Annotated in this window: 18 protein-coding genes and 2 tRNA genes; 16 read left to right on the top strand and 4 right to left on the bottom strand. The window is 40.6% G+C overall.

Annotation, left to right across the window (positions count from 1 at the left end; translation table 11 throughout):
- The 3 genes from LEP1GSC192_RS16760 (at position 1) to LEP1GSC192_RS16750 (ending at position 3252) form a co-directional block, all read left to right on the top strand.
- The gene (locus LEP1GSC192_RS16760) at positions 1 to 1200 is read left to right on the top strand and encodes an acyltransferase family protein (RefSeq protein ID WP_036090789.1); all 1200 of its coding nucleotides are present in this window, start codon (positions 1 to 3) and stop codon (positions 1198 to 1200) included.
- 320 nt (positions 1201 to 1520) lie between these two features.
- Positions 1521 to 2507, top strand: coding sequence for a hypothetical protein (locus LEP1GSC192_RS16755; protein ID WP_020771235.1), 987 nt, complete (start codon positions 1521 to 1523; stop codon positions 2505 to 2507).
- A gap of 64 nt (positions 2508 to 2571) precedes the next feature.
- The gene (locus LEP1GSC192_RS16750) at positions 2572 to 3252 is read left to right on the top strand and encodes a response regulator transcription factor (RefSeq protein ID WP_020771458.1); all 681 of its coding nucleotides are present in this window, start codon (positions 2572 to 2574) and stop codon (positions 3250 to 3252) included.
- Here LEP1GSC192_RS16750 and LEP1GSC192_RS16745 read toward each other — a convergent pair.
- Positions 3249 to 5510, bottom strand: coding sequence for a sensor histidine kinase (locus tag LEP1GSC192_RS16745; RefSeq protein WP_232421085.1), 2262 nt, complete (start codon positions 5508 to 5510; stop codon positions 3249 to 3251). The two genes, LEP1GSC192_RS16750 and LEP1GSC192_RS16745, sit on opposite strands and share 4 nt — an antisense overlap.
- Positions 5511 to 5683: 173 nt before the next feature.
- On the opposite strand from LEP1GSC192_RS16745, the gene LEP1GSC192_RS16740 reads away from it, so the two are divergent.
- From LEP1GSC192_RS16740 to LEP1GSC192_RS16725, 4 genes are all read left to right on the top strand, one after another.
- Positions 5684 to 5757 (top strand) — tRNA-Ile (locus LEP1GSC192_RS16740).
- An 84-nt stretch (positions 5758 to 5841) separates the two neighbouring features.
- Positions 5842 to 5914: transfer RNA gene (locus LEP1GSC192_RS16735), tRNA-Ala, on the top strand.
- A gap of 65 nt (positions 5915 to 5979) precedes the next feature.
- A complete protein-coding gene (locus tag LEP1GSC192_RS16730; RefSeq protein WP_020771356.1) occupies positions 5980 to 7236 on the top strand; it encodes a sorbosone dehydrogenase family protein in 1257 nt (418 codons plus the stop codon).
- Positions 7236 to 7847, top strand: coding sequence for an FMN-binding negative transcriptional regulator (locus LEP1GSC192_RS16725; RefSeq protein ID WP_020771511.1), 612 nt, complete (start codon positions 7236 to 7238; stop codon positions 7845 to 7847). The genes LEP1GSC192_RS16730 and LEP1GSC192_RS16725 overlap by 1 nt, the downstream gene beginning before the upstream one ends.
- Here the strand turns inward: LEP1GSC192_RS16725 and LEP1GSC192_RS16720 are convergent.
- Positions 7844 to 9199 (bottom strand): hypothetical protein, encoded by a 1356-nt coding sequence (locus LEP1GSC192_RS16720; RefSeq protein ID WP_232421083.1) that lies wholly within the window; start codon positions 9197 to 9199, stop codon positions 7844 to 7846. The two genes, LEP1GSC192_RS16725 and LEP1GSC192_RS16720, sit on opposite strands and share 4 nt — an antisense overlap.
- 348 nt (positions 9200 to 9547) lie before the next feature.
- On the opposite strand from LEP1GSC192_RS16720, the gene LEP1GSC192_RS16715 reads away from it, so the two are divergent.
- The 5 genes from LEP1GSC192_RS16715 to LEP1GSC192_RS16695 all read left to right on the top strand — a co-directional run bounded on the left by LEP1GSC192_RS16715 (position 9548) and on the right by LEP1GSC192_RS16695 (position 17272).
- On the top strand, positions 9548 to 11812 hold the full coding sequence (locus LEP1GSC192_RS16715; RefSeq protein WP_020771282.1) for an NAD(P)-binding domain-containing protein: 2265 nt from the start codon (positions 9548 to 9550) through the stop codon (positions 11810 to 11812).
- 84 nt (positions 11813 to 11896) lie between these two features.
- Positions 11897 to 12412: a TfoX/Sxy family protein gene (locus LEP1GSC192_RS16710; protein ID WP_020771363.1), complete on the top strand. Its 516-nt coding sequence runs from the start codon at positions 11897 to 11899 to the stop codon at positions 12410 to 12412.
- A 95-nt stretch (positions 12413 to 12507) separates the two neighbouring features.
- Positions 12508 to 12867, top strand: coding sequence for a hypothetical protein (locus LEP1GSC192_RS16705; RefSeq protein WP_232421081.1), 360 nt, complete (start codon positions 12508 to 12510; stop codon positions 12865 to 12867).
- A gap of 147 nt (positions 12868 to 13014) precedes the next feature.
- Positions 13015 to 14199: a TolC family protein gene (locus LEP1GSC192_RS16700; protein WP_369750281.1), complete on the top strand. Its 1185-nt coding sequence runs from the start codon at positions 13015 to 13017 to the stop codon at positions 14197 to 14199.
- On the top strand, positions 14165 to 17272 hold the full coding sequence (locus LEP1GSC192_RS16695; RefSeq protein ID WP_020771504.1) for an efflux RND transporter permease subunit: 3108 nt from the start codon (positions 14165 to 14167) through the stop codon (positions 17270 to 17272). Before LEP1GSC192_RS16700 ends, LEP1GSC192_RS16695 begins: the two co-directional genes overlap by 35 nt.
- 6 nt (positions 17273 to 17278) lie before the next feature.
- On the opposite strand, the gene LEP1GSC192_RS16690 is transcribed toward LEP1GSC192_RS16695, so the two are convergent.
- Positions 17279 to 18475, bottom strand: coding sequence for a DUF3095 domain-containing protein (locus LEP1GSC192_RS16690; RefSeq protein WP_020771315.1), 1197 nt, complete (start codon positions 18473 to 18475; stop codon positions 17279 to 17281).
- Between the two features lie 176 nt (positions 18476 to 18651).
- On the opposite strand from LEP1GSC192_RS16690, the gene LEP1GSC192_RS16685 reads away from it, so the two are divergent.
- The 4 genes from LEP1GSC192_RS16685 to LEP1GSC192_RS16670 all read left to right on the top strand — a co-directional run bounded on the left by LEP1GSC192_RS16685 (position 18652) and on the right by LEP1GSC192_RS16670 (position 23377).
- Positions 18652 to 20040 (top strand): proline dehydrogenase family protein, encoded by a 1389-nt coding sequence (locus LEP1GSC192_RS16685; RefSeq protein WP_036090987.1) that lies wholly within the window; start codon positions 18652 to 18654, stop codon positions 20038 to 20040.
- Positions 20037 to 21617 carry an aldehyde dehydrogenase family protein gene (locus LEP1GSC192_RS16680; RefSeq protein ID WP_020771256.1) on the top strand — a complete coding sequence of 527 codons (1581 nt, stop codon included), beginning with the start codon at positions 20037 to 20039 and terminating at the stop codon, positions 21615 to 21617. Before LEP1GSC192_RS16685 ends, LEP1GSC192_RS16680 begins: the two co-directional genes overlap by 4 nt.
- A gap of 99 nt (positions 21618 to 21716) precedes the next feature.
- Entirely contained in the window at positions 21717 to 22451 is a 735-nt protein-coding gene (locus tag LEP1GSC192_RS16675) for a hypothetical protein (protein WP_020771135.1), read from the top strand.
- Between the two features lie 71 nt (positions 22452 to 22522).
- The gene (locus tag LEP1GSC192_RS16670; protein ID WP_020771496.1) at positions 22523 to 23377 is read left to right on the top strand and encodes an alpha/beta fold hydrolase; all 855 of its coding nucleotides are present in this window, start codon (positions 22523 to 22525) and stop codon (positions 23375 to 23377) included.
- A 1-nt stretch (position 23378) separates the two neighbouring features.
- Here the strand turns inward: LEP1GSC192_RS16670 and LEP1GSC192_RS16665 are convergent, their stop codons facing one another.
- Positions 23379 to 24452, bottom strand: coding sequence for a winged helix DNA-binding domain-containing protein (locus LEP1GSC192_RS16665; RefSeq protein WP_020771505.1), 1074 nt, complete (start codon positions 24450 to 24452; stop codon positions 23379 to 23381).
- Positions 24453 to 24520: the final 68 nt, after the last annotated feature.

Here is a 24520-nt window from a genome sequence, read left to right as displayed (position 1 = left end):
TTGGTTGAACAAAGCTCACCGGCAAAACAAGGCAGGCTGGATTATTTAGACAATCTCAGATCGTTTGCCTTATTATTAGGATTAGCATTTCATGTGGCGATCGTATATGCCGCTATTATCATATATCCGTTAAGAAATAATGATAGATCGATCGCGTTCGATGTGTTCGGAGAATGGGTACATCTTTTCAGAATGCCCATGTTCTTTGTACTTTCAGGATATTTTACGGAAAGGATCTATCTTTCCAAAACATTAAAAGAATTCCTAAAATTAAGAGCGTTACGTATCATTCTTCCGTTGATCCCAGGGATCATATTATTCGCACCGATGCAATATTATGTGAACGCATTACAAGAAGGTTACCAAGAAAATTATTTCAAGTTTTTATGGGAAGAATTCCTGCTCAAAAATCCGGCCCCTTCCCACCTTTGGTTTATATTATATCTGGCATTATACACATTCCTATATTTGGGGATACGTCCCGTTATTCATAGGATCGGGACCTTTATACTCCCCCCTTCCAGATACGGAGAAGAAGAGCCGGAAAAAAGACCTAGCGTAAAATGGGAAACATTATTGATCGCGGGGATATGGTGCACTATCTGGACTTGCAGCATTAATTATTTTTTCCTAAAGGACGAAAAATATCTGAATATAGAGCCGGTCCAATTCGTTTACGATTTCAGCTTTTTCCTATTCGGTAGCTTTTTGATCGGAAAAGAAAGTACCATCTTAAAGGGAAAAACAAATCATTTTGAGATCGTTTTACTTGGATTTTTAGCTTTTTCATTTTTCGGATTATTTTATTGGGTCAGCACAATAGATCCTTTTTGGTCTTATTTCGGATATGCCGGATTCGGGATGAGAATACTTCACATTTTTCTAAAATGTTTAGGCGGATGGATCTGGATCGCGTTTTTTATCCGACTTTTTCAGTTATTCTTCAATAAAGCGGGCAAACTTAATTCTTATTTGAGAGAATCCAGTTTGCCTGTGTATCTGATCCACCATCCGATCTCTCTTGGAATCGGATTTTTAGTGGTAAGCACCGGCCTTTCCATTTGGATCAAATTTTCACTTCATATTCTCTTGGTATACGCCATCACATTCTTAACGTATCACTTTATCATCAGAGATTCTGACTTCTGGCTTACCGTTTTAGGAAATAAAGGGATCAGCTTTAAGCGGAATAAGGGTTAAAAATCGATTATTCGATTTTTTATATTACCTTTAAGTGACGGAGTATTTTCCCAAAGGTAAGGTTTACCAGGTTATCCGGTTTAGGTCTTTCGGACACGATCCTTACGTCCGGCAAACGAAAGTATAATTCACCATTTTTAGAATACACATTTGGAAGACCAAGTCTGCGATTTTTTTCCTGGGCCTTCTGAGTGACCCTCTCAAAGATCCGAGTAAACTCTTCGGCTTTTACCTAAAATGCAGACCTAACCTAGTATTTCTACGAATAGAAATTTATTTACTTAGAGGTCATAATTTTCCAGCAAAAAGGCAAGGAAATCATGAACCCTAATCGAAAAACTTGGATCTATATTCTTCTATTCTACACGATCGGACTGGTTGGGTGTAAAAAAGACAATAGTGGAACGGATCCGTTATTGTATTTGGTCGCACTCAATAGCCTTCCTGTTGCGGATATCGTATTCGAAAAAGGTTTTCCGGGTTCCGACAATACAGTTGCCGTAACGAATTTCACCGGGGTTGCGGGAGATTATACCGTTACGATAGGAGGGGAAGCTGCCACAGGGATCAATCTTCCGGGAGACGGAAGTTTAGAATTTATAATGCCTATCGTCTCCGGGATCAATGAAAACACCACACTTCCAATGGTGATCACTAAAAACGGAAATCCATTCCTTTCAAAAACGGTACGTTATAGGCCTATCGTAGATATAACTTTTGGGGCACCGAATAGTCACAACAGACTTGTCAGCGCTTCCGATCAAAATAGTTATCTCAGGATCACGTTAGGAAGCACAGGAGATGTTTTATTCAATATATTCGGATACTTCGGCGCAAATCTGAATTTATACTACTATAGTACTCCGACCGGTTCGAAAACCACTATCGTAGAAAACGGAAAAGTAGGAGCCCAATTCAAAAAGGTAAATCTAACCAACGGGACCTATATTATAGAAGTTCGATATACTAGCGGATTATTTCCTGCAAGTTATAGAACCAATATCGCAAACGGTCAAATTCAGGCGACCTCGGTTTCCAACCAAATGGACTATGCCAGATGTTACGACACCTTGGGAGGCGGAACCACATACGTAGGCGCTTCGAACGATTGTAACGGCTTAAATGGGGGCGCATTTACTCGCAGCGGAAGATGTACTTATCCTACTGACGGTGGAATTACAACTAGAAGTTATTATACCAGCGGAACTGGGTTTGGCGGTTTCGACCCTTGGTATGCGGAAACCACCTGCACTCAACCAGGCTACGGATCTTATAACGAATCAGAAGCAATTTACGAATTTAACTAAGGTGAAGTCCTTCATAATTTTATAATATTTCTCCGGGTTCGGAAAATTTTAAGGATTGCCATCGGTGTTATATGTTCTAAAATCCGAAAAAATGTCCGTCCGAAGCCGTCCTAAAATATTCTTAATAGACGATCATCCGATCGTTCGTTCCGGGTTGGAATCCGAGATCAAGGCTTCCGGAGATTACGAATATTGTGGCTCGGCTTCTTCCGTAAAAGAAGGCACTAAAATGATGGGTTTCGCCCGACCGGATCTCCTTATCTGCGATGTTTCGCTCCAAGAGGAGAACGGGATCAAGGAACTGGACTCTATCCGCAAAAAATTTCCGGACATGAAGATCGTATTTCTCACAATGCATAGGGATTGGTCCTATCTGCAAGAAGCGATTTCGGCAGGAGCGGACGGTTATATTCTTAAAAGCGATTCTATGGAATCCATTATGGCTTCCATTAAGAAAGTATTAAATAGAGGTCGTGTCTTCCCCGGAGAAATAGCGAACTTCAGCCACGACGAAAGACACATCAGGGAAGTGTCTGAGATCGTAAAAAAACTTACCAAAAGGGAAAGTCAGATCCTAAATTTCTTATCCAAAGGAAAATTAAACCGGGAAATCGCCGAAGAATTAAAACTTAGCGTGAGGACGGTCGAGGCACATAGGGCATCCATATTCAAAAAGTTGGAAGTGGATAATATGGTAGAATTGACAAGGATTTTAGTTCAACTCAAGTCTTTGGACCAAAATTAAGAACGAAGTAAAATAGTGAACCTTGTTCCTTTACCTTCTTCGGAAGAAACGAGTATCTCGCCTCCGTGAGCGGATACGATCTTACGTATTATGGAAAGTCCAAGTCCAGTTCCGTAAGGTTTCTTACTTCCTAAACCCGAATCGAAAATATATCTTTCCATTTCCTTGCTGAAACCTTCTCCATTATCTTCAAAGATCAGATAAACAACATTCTCCTCCCTTTCGATACGTATAGAAAATATCCCCTTCTCATCCGTAGCCTCCGCTGCGTTTTTTGCCAAATTAAAGATCAATCTGCGGATACGAAGAGGGTCTAGACGAATATTTCCTTTTGCATTTATCCTAAAAACAAGTTTCATCTTAGTGGATTGAAAGAAGGTCCCCAAATCCTCGAATATTTCCTTAAAGTATGTTTTAATATCTACGTCCTGTAGATCCAAGATGATCCTATTTTTAGAAAAATCTAATATATCTAAGGTAAGATTAGTGAGCGCGTCCACTTCTTTCTCCGCCTGAAAAAGAAGTTCCGTTTTGGATTTACCCTTTTGAGATCCAAGATTTCTTAGATTATGACGGATCATCGCGATCGGATGTCCCAGGTCATGGACGATCTCAGCGGAAAGTTCTCCGATGATAGCAAGTTTTTCCCGATCTTGCCTTGCTATATTATGAACGGAGAACGCAAGTGCATCTGCGATCCCTCGTACCCAATCCACTTGAGAATCGTCCGAATACCTCCCAAAAGGAAGATCGAAAATCAATTTATGTAGCTGTTCATCTTGGACGGATACGATCAATCTATTATTCTGGACCATCGGTCCCGTAAGCGAAGAAGGGTCCAAACCCAAAAGATCCTGCACATCGTATTTATATACCTCTACTATTTCCAAATCTCCCGAGGACGAGATAGAGTATCTTTTCCATACGGAAGAATTCGGTTCTTCCAGATACACGTAGATCGTTTGTTCTTCACCGATTTTATGCAATATCCTTAATGCTGTGTCCGCTGCCTTATCATACGAGTATGATCGCATGATCTCTCTTGTGGAAAATACGAGAGATTTCATTTTGGTTGCTAACGTATCGGAACGCTGGAATGATTCCGAGAAAATTTTGGAAATCAAAATGGAATAACCAAGTATCAGAACAACTTCTCCATATTGAATGAGATAGATACTCTTCCAAAATCCGAAAAATAAGCCGATATCATTCAAAGTGCATAAACTTAGCACAACATATCCCGCGAATAGACTAAATCCACCTTCTATTCCTCTTTTCAGGCCTACCGCAAGCAAGACGAACCAAATTGGCATTGTGACAAAAGGCATGTATAACGCGATTGGGAGAAGTGTGAGAGTGTAATATGCATTCGGAAAAAATAATACGATAAAACATGCCAAGTAATATGGGACAACAAAGTATACTCCGAATCTTCTCCAAAAATCAGTCTTACAATATCGATACAAGAATGCATATAAAGTAGGACCGGAAACATATACGCTTATATATTCCAAACGATTCGGAAGTTCCCATGAGATCCCTTGCAATAACTCGTAAGCTATCCTTGAATCGCCGATCGTCAAAGAACGGACCATTATCAGAAAACAATGAAATGCGAATAATAAGTGAGCGGATTCGTTCCTTCTAAAAAAATAAAAGAATACATTATAAAAAGACATTGTAGCCGCGATCAAGACTAAGGCCCATTCTAAGTCCCGTTTTTTTCGAACATTCTCCAGAACGTTTTCCAATTCTCCCAACTGAATAGAATTCCAGACCCCTCCCCACCTATTTTGAAAATTGGAAACATGAAACACCAATTCCAGATCTTCGGAATCCGGGACTAAGGAAATTTTTAGCTCATACTTTGCTCTTGCATCTTCCTTGGTCTTTCCAATAGAGCCCACACTTGCGATCTTCTTCCCGTTCGCGTAAAGTATATAAGAAGTTCCTAAGTCGGGGATTTTAAGAGCAAGTGCCTGCCTTCTTTTTCCCAACTTTACTTTAAGTCGATAAGTTGCGTAACCATGACCTACAGCTCCGGGATCTTTAGAAAAACTTTCCGTCCAGACCGAAGGAACTGTTACGAATTTTTTTTTGGATATAAATTTCGGATCTGAAAAGTCACCGGGAGCGATCAATTCTTCCCAATAAAATTCCCATTCTCCATCCAATGGAATGATCTTACCGTTTTCGAAAGAATGTTTGTGTAAGTCCAAAGTCCCATTCTTCGCGAAAGAATGTTCGGAGTCCGACAAGATAAAACCGCAGTGAGAAAGAAAAGAAGAGACCAGCAGGGCAAAGAAGGTTGATTTTCCGAATCTCACGCGGCAAATCTAAGTGGAATCTTGAAATCCGTAAATGCAAAACCTGTCTGTTATCCTAAAAATCCCTTGCCAGAGAATCTCGAATAAAAATCATGTCTCTTACCGGGCCTGTAGCTCAGTTGGTTAGAGCACGCGCTTGATAAGCGCGGGGTCATAAGTTCAAGTCTTATCAGGCCCAGGTACAAACGGTTTAGAAAGAGTGGATTGTTGGATTTCCGACAAACTTCCAAGCCGTTACAATTTCCACTCATCCCTGATAAAAGGGGCGTTAGCTCAGCTGGGAGAGCATCTGATTTGCATTCAGAAGGTCATCGGTTCGATCCCGATACGCTCCAATCTTCTTTCTTTTTCCTCCTGAAAAAAGCTGGATCTGTCCTGATTCGAAGTAAGAATTCGAACCATGAAACTTTCCCTTTATAAAGCTTTTCTACTTCCGTCGATCTTCTTAATATTTTTTACCATTTCCTGCGACGATATACGACGCTTATTGGTGGCCAATGTAGACGATATGGCAAAATATAAAGCGGAAGGAAAAGAATCCGGTTTGGTCGCAGTCTTCAATCAAAACGACGAAAAAAGAAAGAAGATCAAGATCAGTCTGACTACGATCGGAACAGGTTTCGAACAACCTGTGGATTTACTAATGATCCCGGGACCGGATATCTTCTTGGTCGCCGAAAAGACCGGCGCTCTAAAGTGGTTGGACCCTAAAGACGGAAGTTCAGGTATATTATTAAAACTAGATGGAATCTCCACTGACTCCGAACAAGGGCTTTTGGGAGTAGTTCTCCACCCGGAATATCCTGAAAAACCGCTTCTGTATCTGAATTACGTTGCAAAGAAGAATGGAGAAACAAGCAGAGTTTCAGAATGGACAATAGATCTTCCGAAAGATCCTAAAAAAGCGAAATTGTCTAAAGAAAGGATTTTGATGGAGGTCAAACAACCTTACGGAAATCATAACGCGGGACAATTGGCATTCGGAAAAGACGGTAAATTATACATCGCCTGGGGTGATGGAGGATGGATGGGGGATCCAAAGGGCAATGGGCAGAATCCTTCCACATTTTTAGGTTCGGTTCTTAGAATCGACGTGAACTCAAAGGATCCAGGCAAAGAATATTCCGTTCCAAAAGATAATCCTTTCTTAAATGATCCTTCCGTTAAGCCGGAAACGTTCGCTTACGGTTTTAGGAATCCATGGAGATATTCTTTCGATCCATCCGGAAGATTGATCATTGCCGATGTGGGCCAGGATCTATTCGAAGAAATTGATATAGTAGAAGCTGGAAAAAATTACGGTTGGAACAAAATGGAAGCCACTCATTGTTTCGAACCTAAAACGAACTGCGACAAAAAAGGTTTAACCGATCCGATCTACGAATATGGGAGAGAGGACGGAAGTTCCATCACCGGAGGTTACGTGGTCACTAATGATCGTATTTCGGATCTACATGGCAAATATATTTTCGGAGATTTTGTATCCGGAAGGATCTGGGCGATAGATCTGCCTAAAGACGGAAACCCGGTCAAAGAAGCCTACTCGTTAGGCAAATGGCCCGTGTTAATTTCAAGTTTTGGAAAAGATGCAAGAGGCTCCGTTTACGTTGCGGACTTCGGAGCAGGACAGATCCTAAGAATTGATCCCGGTAAATAATGTATACTCCGGAACATTTTAAATTAGAAAATCTTGATATAATCCGCGAGATCATCGGTAAATATCCGTTTGCCGTCCTAATCTCTACAACTGGAGAAGGACCGGAGGCCGCTCATATTCCTGTACTTCTTTCCAAAGACGGATCCGGATTGGTCGGCCACATGGCGTCGGGTAATCCACTCTTACGAGAGAATTCCAATGTATTATGCGTATTCCATGGTCCTCATGCCTATATTTCTCCAAGTTGGTATGAATCCGTACAAACCGTTCCGACATGGAATTATATCTCCGTTCATGTAAAAGGTACATTACATCTTCTGGATAAAGATCAAACCGAGAAAGTTTTACAAGATTCCATTCTATATTTCGAACCCGAAAATTCAGGATATAGTTACCTTTCCCCCAAACCGGAAGTCAGGAATTCTCTTTTAGGGAAAATACAAGGATTTGAGATCCGCAATTTAACGTACGAAGCAAAATTAAAACTCAGCCAAAATCATTCTTTAGAAAGAAGAAAAAAAGTGATCGATAGTTTAGAACTTTCCGAACGGGACGGAGACTTAAAATTAGCGGAATGGATGAGAAGGATCAACGATATTCAGAAATCTTAATATCTGGAAGTCGAAAATTTCCAGATATCGATCTTACCCCGGTTTTCCTTAACGAATTCCAGACTTTTTTCCGGATTCGTAAAGGTATAGACAGGGATCAGGTCACAATGAGAAACTGAAATCGGTTCTCCCAATTTTTTTCTTACGATCTTTTCATCTATACCGTCTATGATCGCAAAAGTATAAGGAGGATCTTCTCTTTCGAACCAATTTAGATTATTCTGCCAATAGAACAACATTAGATCAAATAGGTAATCGTCGGGTTCTAAACCTGTTTTAGAAAAGATCCTCATCGGTCTTACATACCAAAAACTGGCAATTCCTCTCTTCCAATTATTCTTTTCCGTCAGCTTATCCAAGCAGGCAACCTTCGCCGGGTAATAGACTATACCCAAACCTTTAGAATAAGAAGAATAGATCCCAAAAAGGATTCCAAGAGAGAACAAAACGCCCAATGCAGATCTCACGATTGGAATATCCGATATCCTTAAAATACAAACGGCTCCCGTACCTAAAAATCCCAAAAGAATCTCGCCGAAATACCTATCTATTCCCTGGATCCCGGACTTCCCGGTAAGGCCAAAAATGAATCCGTATATTAGAAAAATGAAAGGAACCAAAATCCCAAGAATGAAGAAGAGATGGACCGGTTTATCCGCATGCACTCCTTTCTCTTGTTTAGGCATAAACTTTACGATACAAAAGAATAAAATAATCAGAAGAATGTAGATCCAATTCTCCTTGCACAAGTAAGACAGAGAATGAAAGAAACTTTCCCATTTCCAAGCTGCGATCGCTTCTCCTAATTTTTTTGGCACAGCCGTCCCTGGGAAAAATACAAAATTGTTTTTACGTAAAACTTCAAAAACGATCCGTGAGAACACGATCCCTAAAAATACCGGAAAGTAAAGATAAACGATCCTCTTGATCTTATGGATCGATCTCTCCTGGACCAACCAATGGTATAGATGCAAACCTATAGCGGGGATCAGAAAATAAGGAATAAAAAGCAGATCGCTTAGAGAAAATAAAAACACCATCCCGAAAACCAGAACGAAATCCTTTTTAGAATTCGATCTTTCCCATCGGTAAAAAAATCCCCAGGCCCAACATAAGACGGTCAAATTTCCCCCATGAAATCCGGGCAAAAACACGAAGAGATCTTGTTTAAATAAAATTAATACAATTCCGACTAAAAAACCGAAAGTTAATACAAGACTTAATTTTTCGTAAGAAATTATTTCTTCCGTTAAGTTCCGTAAAAGGAATAAGATCCCTGACAGAAGAAAGATCCATTGAAATATCGAGTAAGATAAATGGGTCAGTTCCCAACCTCCATTCTCGACGGACAAAAAAATGGTCCTAAGTGCAACATACTGAACTAAATCGGGGAAAAAATATAAGGCAGGGGTCCAACCGAAACCATGCAGAGAATTTAAAAAGTTTGCTCCGGGTTTTAGAAAAAGTTCCTGGTAAATTATAGGAAAGAAAAGAGAATCAGAGTTATAAAAGAAATCAGCAAGCTTCGGATCTACTGTAACTCTTCCTAAAGAAACACAAAATCCGAAAAGGCCGAGTGTCGCAGTTATAAAAAAGAAACTCCGGTTTTTTGTATAGAACCCTTGCAAAAAATCCACCTAGCAGGAGTTTTCTTTTTAGATCCTAAGAGGCAAGCCGATTTCTAAACATCTGTCAAAGTTATGAAAGGCCTATTATCCTTTATCCCTAAATATATCGATTGGTTGAATAATAACGCTCCTACAGGAGACGCCGAAAAATATCCGGAAACGAATTCCGAATTCGAGAGTTCTATACCCGGCATCTATATCTCCGGTGATCTGACAGGTATTCCACTTTTAAAATATTCCGTACAAAGCGGGGTTTCTGCGATCCGTAATATCCTCCAAAAACCCAGAAAGAAAATCAAAGGGTACTTGGATGTTTTGATCGTAGGAGCAGGTCCTTCTGGGATCGCCGCAGGGATAGAAGCCAAGAAGAATGGTCTAGACTTTCTGATCTTAGAAGCAAACCAACCCTTTCATACAATCACAAGTTATCCAAAAGGAAAACCTATCTTTGCGGAACCTTTCGAACTGGAAGTGGAGTCTCCGATCCAGATCAAAAACACGACCAAAGAGGGTCTTTTAAAAGACCTGGAATCAGTATTAAAAAAACATAAACTCCCCATCTTAAACGGAGAGAAGGTGGATACGATCCGTCCTACTAAAGACTCGGGATTTACGATACTAACTGAGTCTGGGAAAAAATTTCATACGTCCTATGTTTTACTTGCGATCGGAAAATCAGGAGACAGTAGGCGCTTAGGAATTCCCGGAGAAGAACAAGAAAACGTTTTTCATAGACTGATCGATCCGCAAGACTTTCAAGGAGAAAACGTTTTAGTGGTCGGCGGAGGAGACAGCGCAATAGAAGCCGCGTTATCTTTAGTGGACGTTTCATCCTCCGTCACTTTATCTTATAGAGAGTCCGAAATTTCCAGACCAAAAGAAGAAAATAAGCTCAAATTCAAAAAAGCGGTCCAAGAGAATCAGATCCGATTTTTACCCAATTCAGTCCTAGAAAAATTCGGATCCAAACAAGTTCGGCTAAAACAAGGATCTAAAACAAGAACCGAAAAAATAGATTCTTCTTTGGTTCTCATCGGTTCGGAACCCCCCATCCCATTTTTAAAAAAAATAGGGATCAAGATCCGAAACTCATTCAACTCTAAGGAAATTCTCGGATTTGTTTCCTTATTCTCCTTTGCATTATTTTTATATTTCGGCAAAGCCTCCTTTTATGCCTCATACTGGTATTCCTGGGTGGCCTTAGGTTCCGGGACAGTCTTTGCGGTGTCTTCCGTTCGATTTCTATTCTCTAAAGACGTATTCTTTGGTTGGAAATGGAGAACATTCAAAAATCTTTATTTACTCTCCGCTGCACTTTATTTTTCTTTCGTGTATCTAAGCGCCAAATATATAGGACTTTATTTATTCGGAAAATATCCTAGTTTCCATTATACCGTTCTATATTCCGCGACGATTTTATTTTTCGGGATTAGAAGGATCTGGGTTAGGCCCACACAATATATAAAATTACAAACGATTACTTTAATTTTGATCCAGGTTTTCCCTCTTTTCCTATTACCCGAGATCATTCTTCCTTTTTTAGGAGAGAAATCTTTATTAGGACCTTCTAATGGATTTTTGCTGACGCAGGTTTTCCCGGATGGCGCCTATTGGAAGGCCTACGGATTTATCCTAGCTTGGCCTTTGAATATGGGAGTGTTATACGACGGAGGGATCACCACCTTCTGGTTAGTTTACGGATTCCTAATGAGTTTCGGGCTTATTCCATATTTAGTTTATAAATTCGGAAAAGGTGCCTATTGCGGATGGATCTGTTCCTGCGGCGGTTTGGCGGAAACCTTAGGCGACGAGTACAGGAACAAAATGCCTCATGGAAAATTGGCTTACAAACTGGAACATTCAGGCCAATGGATATTATTCATAGCGGCTATTCTCACAGTCGCCAAACTTATCGGAAGTTCAGGACAATTTTTCCGCCCTTTGGAATTCGGAGCGGATTCTGTAAAAGTATATTACGATTTAATTGTGGACCTAGGCCTAGGAGGAGTTGTAGGCGTCGGTGCATATTTTATGTTTTCCGGACGGATCTGGTGCAGAATGTTCTGTCCACTTTCAGCGCTCATGCATATCTACGCTAGGTTCAGTAAGTTCCGGATCTTCTCCGAGAAAAAAAGGTGTATCTCTTGCAATATTTGCACTTCTGTTTGCCACCAAGGGATCGATGTGATGAATTATGCTAACAAAGGAAGACCTATGGACAGTGTTCAATGTGTCAGATGTTCCGCTTGTGTGGTGAATTGTCCGACCCAAGTCCTTTCGTTCGGAAAATTAGAAAAGAACAAACAAGTATCGGATAGGCTAAAAGCAGTATTATAGATATTATCGGATTTTTATTCCCGAGGCTTCTTTAGTTGGATTTTTTCTTGTCAATTTATTGTACCGGGAGACAATCCCCTGCCTATGAGTTCTTTCCTTACACATGTCCAAGATAGATTAAAAGTCTGCGGTCCCTTATCTTATAAAAATATGTTCGGAGGTTTCGGGATCTATTCCGGATCACAGATCTTTGCGATGGTCATCAAGGATCGATTGTATTTCAGAGTGGGAGAATCCAACCAAGCTGAGTACGAATCTTCGGGAATGACCCCATTCACTTACACGGGTAAAGACGGAAAAATGGTCCGCGTTTCCTATTGGGAGGTTCCGGAAGAAGTTTTAGAAGACGACGAAGATCTGATTTTCTGGTTCAGAAAATCTTTGGCGGAAGCAAATAAAGCTTCTTCTTTAAAAAAGAGAACAATTCCCAAAAAGAAAAGTATTCCAAAGAAGAAGGTGACAAAATCGAAAGTCTCCTCCTCCAAGAGATCGATCACAAAGAAAAAAGCGGCTCGCAAAAAGTCAGTCAAACGTCTTGTTAAGAAGACTTCAGTTAAACGTAAAGTTGCGGCAAAAAAGAAGAAGGTCCGCTCCCGCTAAATTCTACAGATACTGATAAAAATCAAACAGGCCCGATGGGGCCTATATACGGTTTTTTCAATTTACTTTCTCGGGCCGACTGTTACTCTGGAAGAATGAAATCGAGATCCTTGAAAGTCCTGGTGGCTTGCGCCTTACTTTCTATTCTCGTGCCTGCGTTCAATTGCGGCCCTTTTTGCGAGATCGAAGCCGGTACTTCCGACTCCTCCCCTTGCCATCAGGACCAAAACCGGGACAGTGGTCCCGTATGTGATTGGGATCTTGTTTCCATCAAAAAGGAAATAGAGGACTCCCGCTCCATTCTATCCTTTCCTGTCCAAGTTTTCGAACATTTCAGAATGAGTTTAGGGGCTCTGGTGCGTATTTGGTCGTTCTTCCCCTTTCAAATCAAATTCGAAAAACTTTCCAACTCGGAAACACTTACCCATCTCTCTTACGTCAGAATTTTAATCTAGATCTCACATTATAATATTTTGTTTTTATAATGTGAGGTTATCGTGCGCTTTTCTTATATACCCGTATTTTTATCTATTTTTTGGATATTATTCCTCCCAGTTCAGGCATCGGAGAATGATCCCGGAAAAGAATTAGACTTAAATTCAATTATGACAATCGCGGAGAAAAATTCTCCTATGCTTACCGCGATCCATTCCGATTTAGAAAGCCTTTTTTATAAAAGGAAACAGGAAGGTAGGACACAAAACCCTTCCGTGTATCTCGACTACGGTCAGAGAAAGGCAGCAGACGAATCCGGTGCGGAATATGCCGTACAAATCGAGCAGCCTATTTATTTTCCAGGGAGGAAAGAGCTCAAACAACTTTTGGTGGATAATGATTCCAAGATCAAAGAGATCCAACAAATAGAAGCCTATAATTCCATCCGACTCAGCTCGATCAAATTCGCCTATCGTTACTTAGTGGCAGCGGATAAGAAAAATCACGTAAAAGAAAGACTTAAGAGACTTTCCTTGATAGAAAGTTATATCAAAGCGAGGCCCTTCTTCACTCCTCAGGCAAAAACGGACCTATTCATCATAGAAACCAAAATCCTAGCTCTGCGGAAACATTTTAACGATCTTGAATTGGGAGCCGCAAAAGATTACGAATCCTTAAACTTGTATTTAAGACAAGAATCCGTACCGAACCTGAAAATCCCATATTTTCGATCCGGAGTAAAATTCGATCGAAAGGAACTGGAAAAGAAGGCGGTTTCTCAAAATCCGTCTATTCTTGCCGCAAGAGGAGAATTGGATAAGGCCAGAACGGAACTCAGATTAGCAAACTTGGAAAAATATCCGGATTATTCCATAACCAGCCAGATCGGAGAGGATAAATCCGGGGTTGCCAACCGATTTTACGATTTCGGATTGAAATTCAGGATCCCTGTTTGGGACCAATTTCAAAATAAAGTGGCATCTGCCGAGACCAACATGAGGTCAAAGCAGGATCGACTAATATATCAGGAAAACTTAATACAAACTTCCTTTAATCAATCGTTTTTGGACTATGAACAATCCAAGATCAACTTGAGACTTTATGATCTGGCCCAATTGGATCGTATCGACCGTGATCTGAACTTCGCGGATATGGAGTTCAAAAGAGGAAGAATTCAACTTATCAGCTACTTGGAACTAGAAAACCAGTTACACGAAACACATCATGCGGTTCTTGACGCTCAAATTTCCCATTTGGAAAGCCTTCTCAACCTACTTTATATCACGAACGAAAAAGACATTTTAGGAGTAATGGGCAATGCTAGCCAGACTTTTGAATACCAGCCTAAATAACCCATTCTTATCAGTAGGACTGGTTTCGTTTTTATTAATATTCTCCTTCTATACATTAAACGAAGTGCCGATAGACGCAGTGCCGGATATCACAAATGTGCAAGTGATCGTCACTACGGATACCGGCTCCTTGGATCCGGAACAAGTGGAGAAGGTGATCACTTTTCCCCTAGAAACGGAACTTTTAGGGCTACCGAATCTGATCGACGTTCGGTCCGTATCTAAATTCGGTTTATCTAATATATCTCTGATCTTCAAGGAAACTACGGATATTTATCAAGCAAGGGCAATGGTAGCGGAAAGGATATCCAGCGCTAAGGAAAAACTTCCTCCCGGTGTAACCCCCACAATCGTTCCGAATACTACAGGGCTTGGAGAAATATTTTTTTACTCGGTAGAAGCGGTTCCGAACTCCGAACTAGACAGACTTCCCGAAGAGAAAAAACTTTTATTTTTAAGGACGGTCCAGGATTACGTGGTTCGCCCCCAGATCAAAGCGATGGTTCCCGGGATCGTGGAAGTGGATTCCAACGGTGGTTACGAAAAAGAGATCCATATAGATCTAGATCCGAACCGTATGAAACGTTGGGGACTTTCTATCGATCAGATCATACGAGACATTGCCACCATTGGAGAAAGTTTCGGCGGTGGATTTATAGAGAACTCAGGAAAGATCTCCATCGTAAGAGCTTACGGTCTTAAAAAAAATCTAAATGAAATTTCCGCCATTTCAGTCAGAAGGACTCTGACAGGCGGATCCGTAAGAGTCTCGGATATAGCTGATGTAAACGAACACGGCACACCGAGATTGGGAGGGGCAAGTTCCAACGGAAAAGAGATCGTACTCGGTACAGCCTTAATGCTAAAAGGAGAAAACAGTTATAAAGTAAACGAAGATCTCCATAAGGCAGTCTCAAATCTCAGCCTGCCGGAAAATGTGAAAGTGAGGATCCTATTGGAAAGATCCTTCTTAATACAGTCCACCATCAAAACGGTCCTAAAAAACCTGGGAGAAGGTGCGATCTTAGTAATACTTACACTTTTTCTAATATTATTCAACTTGAGAGCGTCCTTGATCGTAGCATTCATCATTCCGGGTTCTATGTTACTCGCTTCCGTTTGTATGAGATTTTTCGGGATCTCTGCCAACCTAATGAGCCTGGGAGCGATCGATTTTGGACTTTTGGTGGATGCGTCCATAGTAATTACGGAGAATGTTCTCTCCAAATTTGAGACCGGAAAATTCTCAAACAAAGAAGAAAAGAGAAAGATGATCTTAGATTCTTCTTTGGAAGTACTAAAGCCCGTATCTTTCGGGATCTTGGTGATCATGTTGGTCTATGTCCCGATCCTAACCTTGGATGGGATCCCCGGAAGAATGTTCCGGCCTATGGCGGAGACAGTCCTTCTCGCTTTAGGTTTTAGTTTATTCTTAGCAGTTTTCCTTCTTCCTCCTCTATTATACTTCTTCCTATCGCCCAAAAATTTAGGAACGCATAGTCGGAAAAAAGACAGCAAGATCGTAAATTGGTATGCCGAAAAATTACCGAAGATCTTAGACCAACCTCGTAAGATCATTCTATATTCCCTAATTTTTTTCGCTGCGACACTTCTGATATATTTCAGAATGGGAACGGTATTCCTTCCTAAATTAACGGAAGGTGATCTGATGTTGGTCATAGTCAGAAATGGGAACACGGGATTGGAAGAAAGTTTACGAGAGCAAAAAGAACTTGAACTTTTCCTAGGGAAAATGCCGGAAGTCGAAAGTGTATTTTCTAGGATCGGAACTAGTTCGGTCGCGAACGATCCGATGGGACCATTTAATGCGGATACATTCATCATTCTAAAAAAGGATATACTACCGGATCTTTTAGAAAAAAGAACTTGGGAAAAATTTTTGGATAAGATCGAAGCATCGGTAAAAGAAAAATTCCCGGAATCGGAACTGACGTTAAGCCAACCGTTAGAAGCCAGATTTAACGAATTATTGGAAGGAAGCAGAGCTGATATAAGTGTTAGGATCTTAGGAAAGGATCTGAACGTTTTGCTCAGACTCCAAGAAGAATTGAAAAATACCCTAGAAAAGATCCCCGGTGCGGCGGAAGTCGAGTTAGATCCGATCATGGCATTAAGAAAATCGAATGTAATCGATGTAATCCCGGATAGCACAAAACTAAAATATTATAATATCTCCTTACCTTTATTTAACTCAGTGTTGGAAAGTTCCATGAGCGGATTCGAGTTAGGCGGATTTTACGAGGAAGAAGTCAGATTTCCCATTAAGATCCGGCTCTCGGAAGAATTTCGGAACAGAGAATCTGAAATAGGAGATATCACCGTCGGAACGGAAGACGGAGGAACTGTGCCGATCCGACTATTGGCTTCCATCCAAAAAAAAGAGAAGGTCATGACCATTTCCAGGAATAGATCCAGAAGATTTGTGGCTGTTTCCGTAAACTTAAGAGGCAGGGACTTGGAAGGATTTTATAAGGAAGCGGTCACTCAGGTCTCCAAATTACAGATCCCTAATGGATATTCCATTTTCTGGGGAGGGCAGATAGAAAATCTTTCCCATGCAAAAGAAAAATTATCGGTAATCATTCCTGCCACATTATTCATGATCTTTACCGTTCTTTACTTGGGACTCAGATCGATCAAGCAGGCACTGCTGGTGTTTTTCTGCGTTCCTTTTGCCTTGACCGGAGGGATCTGGTTCCTATTTCTAAGGGGTATGGACTTAAGCGTATCCGCATTCGTAGGGTGTATCGCTCTTTCGGGAATTGCAGTCTTAAACGGACTCGTAAAATTATACACGATCGATCGGATCCGAGAAGAAAGTAAACTCGGAGTAAAAGAAGCGGTACTAGAAGGTGCAGTCAGTCGGATACGCCCGGTAGTCATGACTGCGTTAGTCGCTTCTTTCGGTTTTATTCCAATGGCGTTCGGAACAGGGTTAGGGGCGGAAGTCCAGAAACCTCTGGCCACAGTTGTGATAGGAGGGATTTTTTCTTCCACGATCCTAACCCTGGTATTATTACCCGCATTCTACTATTGGTTGGAAAAAGATTAAAAATGACTATACGCCGACTGCTTGCAATTTTTTCTTAAGGACTGTGGCAGCCAAGGCGTAACCTCCGCCTGCCCCATCTATAAAATGGACTTCTCTTTCCGTTCCCGCGTGTAATAGACAGGTCATCAAGGCTCTATCCGAGATATGGATCCCAAAATGTAATTTTCCCGCCTTCTCCGCCTCCGCTAAACTTGACTCTAATTTTTTTCTATCCGCGGTATCCGTAGCAAATACCATTTTGAACGTTCCGTCGAATTTCCTAAAATCGGAAGAGATAATCTGATAATTTTTCAACTTATTGAGTTTATAGTGAAACGCTTTTAAAGGGAGATTCCAACGGATCGCGAGTTCCGCACCGTAAGTTTCGAATTTAATTTTCCAAAGATACAATTTTTTTAATATACTGTTTCCTTTGGAAGAAGCGATAGCTTCCTTATTCAAAACCGAAGAAGAATGTTCTATGATCAGATTTTCTTCTCTCAAGGGATGATATTCCCTCTCGGAACCGTACAAAGAATCGATCAAGGAAAGTAAACCGGAGAGAGTTTTTGCAGCTTCCGAATCGGAAGTCGAATTGATCTTAACGATAAGAGCGACCATTTCCCCTTTTGGACTTTGGATATCTTTCCATCTACACGTAAATCCTGAAAAATCAGCGCGAATATTCGGAATATAAGAATTATCTGTTAAATACTGAGAGTCCGGTTCTTTGATCTTAATCTCAGCGTAAGCCACACCTGTTCCCCCTAAAACAGCCTGTGTATAATGTTTAGAGATCCTAAGTTTGGCCATAGTCAGACTATAACCCGCTTCGTAAATATCGGAAACAGGCACAAACCCGATCCGAAGATCCAACTTAAAATAATCTCTTACGAATTCTCTCGTATCAGCAAGAATGTCCTGGATTTCCCTTAATCTAGAACCGGGAAGCAAGATGGTCACACCGTCCCCGCCGAAAAAAAACGGAAACTCCATGTCCTTGAGAAGATTCGTGATCCCCATCAAGGTCAGTCCCCCTGCCATATTCACATCCTTATATCTGCCTTCTAAGATCGCTTCCGTGGATTTTACGATATCCGTAACGATTACGATCCAATCTTCGGGGACCTTTCTATAATGTTTACTGTCGGTAACTTCCGAAAATTGGGAAATCTCCGGAAGCTCCTTATAAAAGTTTGTGGTAGAATGTGATAGGATATTCATCGGGTTGGCCTACCGAACTTTGACTGATTTTCATCGTAAAAGGTCGTCCTTTTTTCCAACTCGTAATATTTGATTTGGGAATAGTGGATGCAAAAGCTTTTCCGAAAGGTTCGCATGGCAAAAATCCGGAGAAGAAGTTTTTTCAACCGGAACCGTCGGGATCGGAATACATTAGAATGAAGGCGACAGAAGATAACGAACACCAAACAATTCCTTCTTCCTTCGATCTGCAAGATAGGATCCTAGAAAAAGGAAGGGAATTATTTCGCCTAAGCGATGCCTACGAAGATGGTCTTTTTAGTGAATATAGACTATTCTCCAAAAGTCTTTTGTTCCTGGAAAATCGGCCACTATTAAAACTTCAGGCGTTTCGATTCGCAGATCTATTTCCGAGCCTCGGTTCTCTTTCTTCTATTGCACGTTATATCCGGATCTATTTTATCGAAACTACTACGGAACTTCCTAAATGGATAATATTACTTCTTTCCATATTTTTATCCAATCGACTCAGTTCCGTATTCGTTGCGTTAGGCGCAAAGATCGGGATTCAATTGACCGCAAAATTTTTTATCTTAGGAAGGACCTACGGCTCGGATCGTAAAAAGATCATCGATAGATACAGAAAAGGGATCTCTTCCACTATAGATATATTGGGAGAAGCTGTACTTTCCGAAAAGGAAGCGGAACGATATATCTCCGAATACTTACTTTTATTGGAAGAAGTTTCCAAGGACAAAGAACTTTCAGAAATACGAAAAAAACAATTTCCCGGAGAGCCTACCGGAAACGTTTCCGTAAAATGTTCATCTCTTTATTCCCAATTAGACCCACTCGCGCATGAATCTTCCGTGACTCATTTAATGGAGAAGTTACGGCCGATCCTGCACTCAGCAGTTACCAAAAATGTTTTTATTAATCTGGATATGGAACAGTACGAGACCAAGGATATCATAATGGATACAGCGTTCCGCATCTTTGCAGAGCCCGAGTTCCAAGAGTATCCACATTTTGGGATCGTGGTTCAAGCTTATCTGAAATCATCCCAGAAAGACCTGCAAAAAGTAATTGAATATTCCAAAAAAAGAAAATACCCGATAACCGTTCGTTTGGTCAAAGGCGCTTATTGGGAATATGAGATGACACAGTCGGCTCAAAAAGGCTGGGAACCTCCCGTTTTTCTCATAAAATCGGATACGGATAAAAACTATGAAGAATGTTCGTTACTCTTATTGAAGTCCTACCCTCATATTCGACCTGCATTCGGTTCTCATAATATAAGGAGTCTTTCATCCGCATTCGTAAGAGCGGCGGAATATTCCGTCCCGGAAAACTTTTTCGAAGTACAAATGTTATACGGAATGGGGGACTCATACAAGAAGGCGATTCGCAGTTTAGGAATCTCAGTCAGAGAATATTCCCCTATCGGAGAAGTGATCCCCGGTATGGCTTATTTGGTAAGAAGGTTACTGGAAAATTCCACTAACGAAGGTTTTCTGAAAAACATCAATGCGAACAGAAAAGATCGGGAACGATTATTGTATTTGGAGAGTCCGAGATCAAAATGAGCTTTCATCTTAATTCAAATTTTCAAAACGAGCCCCTTCGGGATTTTTCCAAAGAAGAAGAAAGAATCGTCCTAAACAAAGGATTTGTTTCTATCCGAAAAGAATTCCCGATACAAGTCTTTCCGATCATCTCCGGAAAAACAAAAAAAACTTCCGTTGTTGTTCCCGCTTTAAATCCTGCAAACACCGTTGAAAAAATCGCAGATATACATTATGCGTCTTTGAAAGATGCGGAAGACGCCGTCAAAGAATCGGTCCGATTTTTTGAAACATGGAAGAATACAAAGTCCGAAATCCGGATCGGATTCCTGAAAAAAGCAGCCGATATTCTACGCTCCCGAAAAGCGGAACTCACGGTACTAATCTCTTTAGAAGTAGGGAAAGGGATCAAAGACATTGATGCCGAAATCGCAGAGGCGATCGACTTCTGCGAATTTTATGCTAAGGAAGCGGAGAACATTTTTGAACCCAGAAAAAGAGATCTTTTGGGAGAAGAGAATATTTACACATACATACCAAGGGGTGTCACGTTGGTAGTCGCTCCTTGGAATTTTCCTTTAGCAATCCTCTGTGGAATGACAGTGGCGCCTTTGGTTACAGGAAACCCGGTGATCATGAAACCTGCAGAACAATCTTCCGCAATCGCATTCAAACTTTTTAATATATTACTCGAAGCGGGCATCCCTTCTTCCGCACTACATTTCTTACCCGGAAAAGGAGAAGAGATCGGCGCTTATTTAGTGAAACATCCTGAAGTTCACACGATTAATTTTACCGGTTCCAGAACTGTTGGGTTAGGAATGATCCGAGAAGCCGCCTCCCAAGATCTAAAATTCGTAAAGAAGGTCGTCGCGGAAATGGGAGGTAAAAACGCCATAATCGTGGACGAAGATGCGGATCTAGACGAAGCCGTGATCGCATCCTTACAATCCGCATTTGGATTCCAAGGACAAAAATGTAGTGCACTTTCACGCATTATACTTTTGGAATCCAATTACGACACGTTCAAAAACAGATTTATAGACGCCTTACAATCCTTAAAACCAGGGTTACCCGAAGATCCTTCAGTAAAAGTCGGACCAGTGATAGATTCCGAATCCAAATCAAGGTTAGATAGTATAGCCGCTCAATTCTCTTCTAAGATCCTAAGTAAACTTAATATGGGAGAAAGCCAAAAACAAACCGGCCATTTTGTGGAGCCTATCATTTTTGAAAGTGAGGATCCTAGTTCGCCACTGGGACAAACGGAATTTTTTGGACCGTACGTTACCTTATTCAGAGCAAAAAACTTTGAAGATGCGATTAAGATAGCGAATAACGTGGATTATGCTCTTACAGGCGGAGTTTTTTCCAGAAATCCTAAGAATATACGATATGCAAAAGAGAAATTCGAAGTTGGGAATCTTTACATTAACAGAGGGATCACTGGAGCTGTAGTAGACAGACAACCGTTCGGAGGTTATAAACTCTCCGGAGTAGGCGCCAAAGCCGGCGGTCCGGATTATTTAAAACAATTTTTAGAACCAATTAGCATCACCGAGAATACGATGAGAAGAGGATTTATTCCGGAAACTTAGGACCCTCTTCTTTTTTTCTTGATTCTATTCCGAATATGTTCAAAAAGAACGGACATGACCCGTTATTAATAAGAAATACGTTTATCCGGAGAAATATTAATGAAAGAAGAAATTGGAACATTCGTAAAAACGGCAGTCAAAAGTTCCGCAAAAATATTTCTACTTTCCTCTATAGCGCTCTTTTTAGGATTTATTTTTAATCTATTTCTATTAGCATTTTGTTTTCCCGAAATGAAAAGTATCGCATCCGATCTTGGGCCGATGCCAATCGCAAGAGCGGGAGGGATCGGTGCAATACTTGCTTTAATCGTAATAGTCTTGGAATTGTGGCCGATCGTTCTTTTAGTGATCGGGTTTGCCTTCGTGTTCCCTTTTCTTTATTTCATAGGGATCAAAACATTTCTTTTAGGTAGAGAATTAGGAAATCTAGTCTCAGCGAACAAAACCTGGTTCACGGAAAACGTTTCTAAAACACTTTCCGAAATGATCAAAAAGAAGGTCGGATCCGAAAAAATAGACAACTGGGGAAAGTTTATCTCTGCTAAACTCAAAGATCTACCTACGTTTTTACAGGAGAAGGAAAACTGGCCCAAGGCTCTTCGTTTCATTTTGCAGACCTTCTTAAAAAAGATCCGAATCGCGGAATTCGCAGAAGAAGTCGCAACAGTTTACGAACAAAAGGGAACACAAGATATCTCCGTTCTAGAAGAAATTATCAAAACCAGCTTAAACAAGGCGATAGATAAACAGATGGAGCCTTCTCCTCCTTTATTTTTTTATACGGTTTTCGGAGCAAATTTCGGGATATTTTTGCTCATCAAAATTTTCGTATAAATATACAACTTATAGTAACAATTTTTGAATTAGGGCGAAGTATTTTCCGCTCCTTCTCAAATATCGCTTTTATGCAAAGGTTAAATCTTTCACTCTTATTATTACTATTTATTTCTTATTGCAGTAGTTACGAAGAAATGAATCTGGAAGAAGATAAAGCCTTCCGGAAACTCAAAGAATCCGACACATTCTACCAAGAACACTTCATCCAAAACAAAAAAGAAGAAGCTGCAGTCCACTGGATCAGCACAGGTTGTAAACCCGACAAAAGTAAAGTCCTCATTTTTATTCACGGCTCCCCTGGCAGTTGGTCGAATTATCTTAGATACTTAAAAGACCCTGAATTATTAAAAATATACTGTATGCTTGGAGTAGATAGGCCAGGTTTCGGAAAATCATCCGGGGCGATTGCGGATGTAAATCTCCAAGCGGAAAAAATCCTAAACACCATGACAAAACTTCCCGAAATACAAAGAGGCATAAAATCGATCAGTATATTAGGACATTCTTATGGAGGTCCGGTTGCCGCAAGAATGGCTACACTTTACCCCGAAAAATTCCAATTCCTTTTTTTACTAGCCGCCGCTATGGACCCGGAAGCGGAAGAGATAAAATGGTACAACAAAATTGCGGACACTTGGATTATCGGCTGGATCTTACCGGAAGAATGGGCCTATAGTAATTCGGAAATGTTACCTTTGAAAAAACAGTTAAAAAGTCTGATCCCTGAATGGAAAACGATCAAGGCTAAAACAATTGTAGTCCAGGGGGAAGAAGATACACTTGTAGATCCAAAAAATCCGGAATTTGTTCGGAAATATTTTTCCACAGAGGTAAAAACATATCTCCTTCCGAAGGAAGGACATTTTTTGCCTTGGAAAAATTACGATCTAATTCATAAATTGTTAATAGAGTTCTCGGAATAAACTAAGCTTCTAAGATAGGGTTTTTCCCGAGAAATTTCGCGTATTCTTCGACCGCTTTTTTCAGTTTCTTTTTAAAATTTGCATTTAGCGATTTGTAAGGATTTATTTTCAAGATAACGTCTTCTTTTTTTAATTCTCTTTGCCAAATCCCGCTTACCCAACCGTTGATTACCAGAGTCGGTCTAAAAAGATCATCTGCCGGAGTTAAAAGTTTTTTGGCAGGGGGATCCATACAATCTTTACGATCGGTATAGGCCAGTAAAAACTCGTCAAACGCAGGCAGAAGGAATAAAGTATCGGATTTGTTTTCCACTACCTCCAACTTTTTCGGAATATAATAGGTCTGATCATCTTTTTGAAATCCGGTCAGTTTAGGACCGAGACTTTCTATACCGAGCTTTGCATCCTTTATATTCAACCCGGACCACCATACAAAGTCCGCCAAAGTAGCCGGAGCCCTAGTATCAAAATACTTTTTAGTGATTTCATAGAGGGCTTCTTCCTTCGGCTTTTTAGTTCTTTTGATCTTAGGGATCCATTCTTCGATCAATGTATAAGTAAAATCCTTGTCCCTTCTCGGACCGAAACAAATCAAACCTTCCAAGCCTGCTCTTTGTAGAATATGGGATAATCTGGTAGTGTTCGTGATAATTCCCGATTTTTCTAAAATGGAAGATATTTCCTTTCTAGTGAGAAAGTTTTGGTTCGATAGATTTTTAGAAAGAATGGAATAACATTTTTTTAATACTTTGGGATCTAACTCTATCTTTTTATAATGAGCTGCATATTTTGAAACGGTAGGAGGGCCCAATACGTCCAATAACCAATAAATATCTTTGGCGGAAACTACGTGTAATGTTCCTCTCAAAGGCCAAGACCTGATGATCTTTCTGTCTAAGAATGCGGACTCGACATCTTCTTCTTTCAAACCGGGAGCTCTAAGCCCAATAGCCCATTTAGAGGCAGCGTAGTCCTGGCCTTGGATAGCGCCCAAAGCCTCTACCACTTTTTCAGGAGTAGAATATTGGGGCGCTGAAACATGTAGATGTTTTAGTCTTGTTAATGCGATATTCACGTAAGAGAATTAAATATAGGAAATGACGATTTTCGGAAATCATTTTATTATTTCTTAAAACAGACCGA

It is taken from the genome of Leptospira sp. B5-022, assembly GCF_000347035.1.
GTDB lineage: Bacteria > Spirochaetota > Leptospiria > Leptospirales > Leptospiraceae > Leptospira_B > Leptospira_B cinconiae.
The sequence above is the reverse complement of the archived record's forward strand: the minus strand, read 5'-3'. Positions and strand labels throughout refer to the sequence as shown.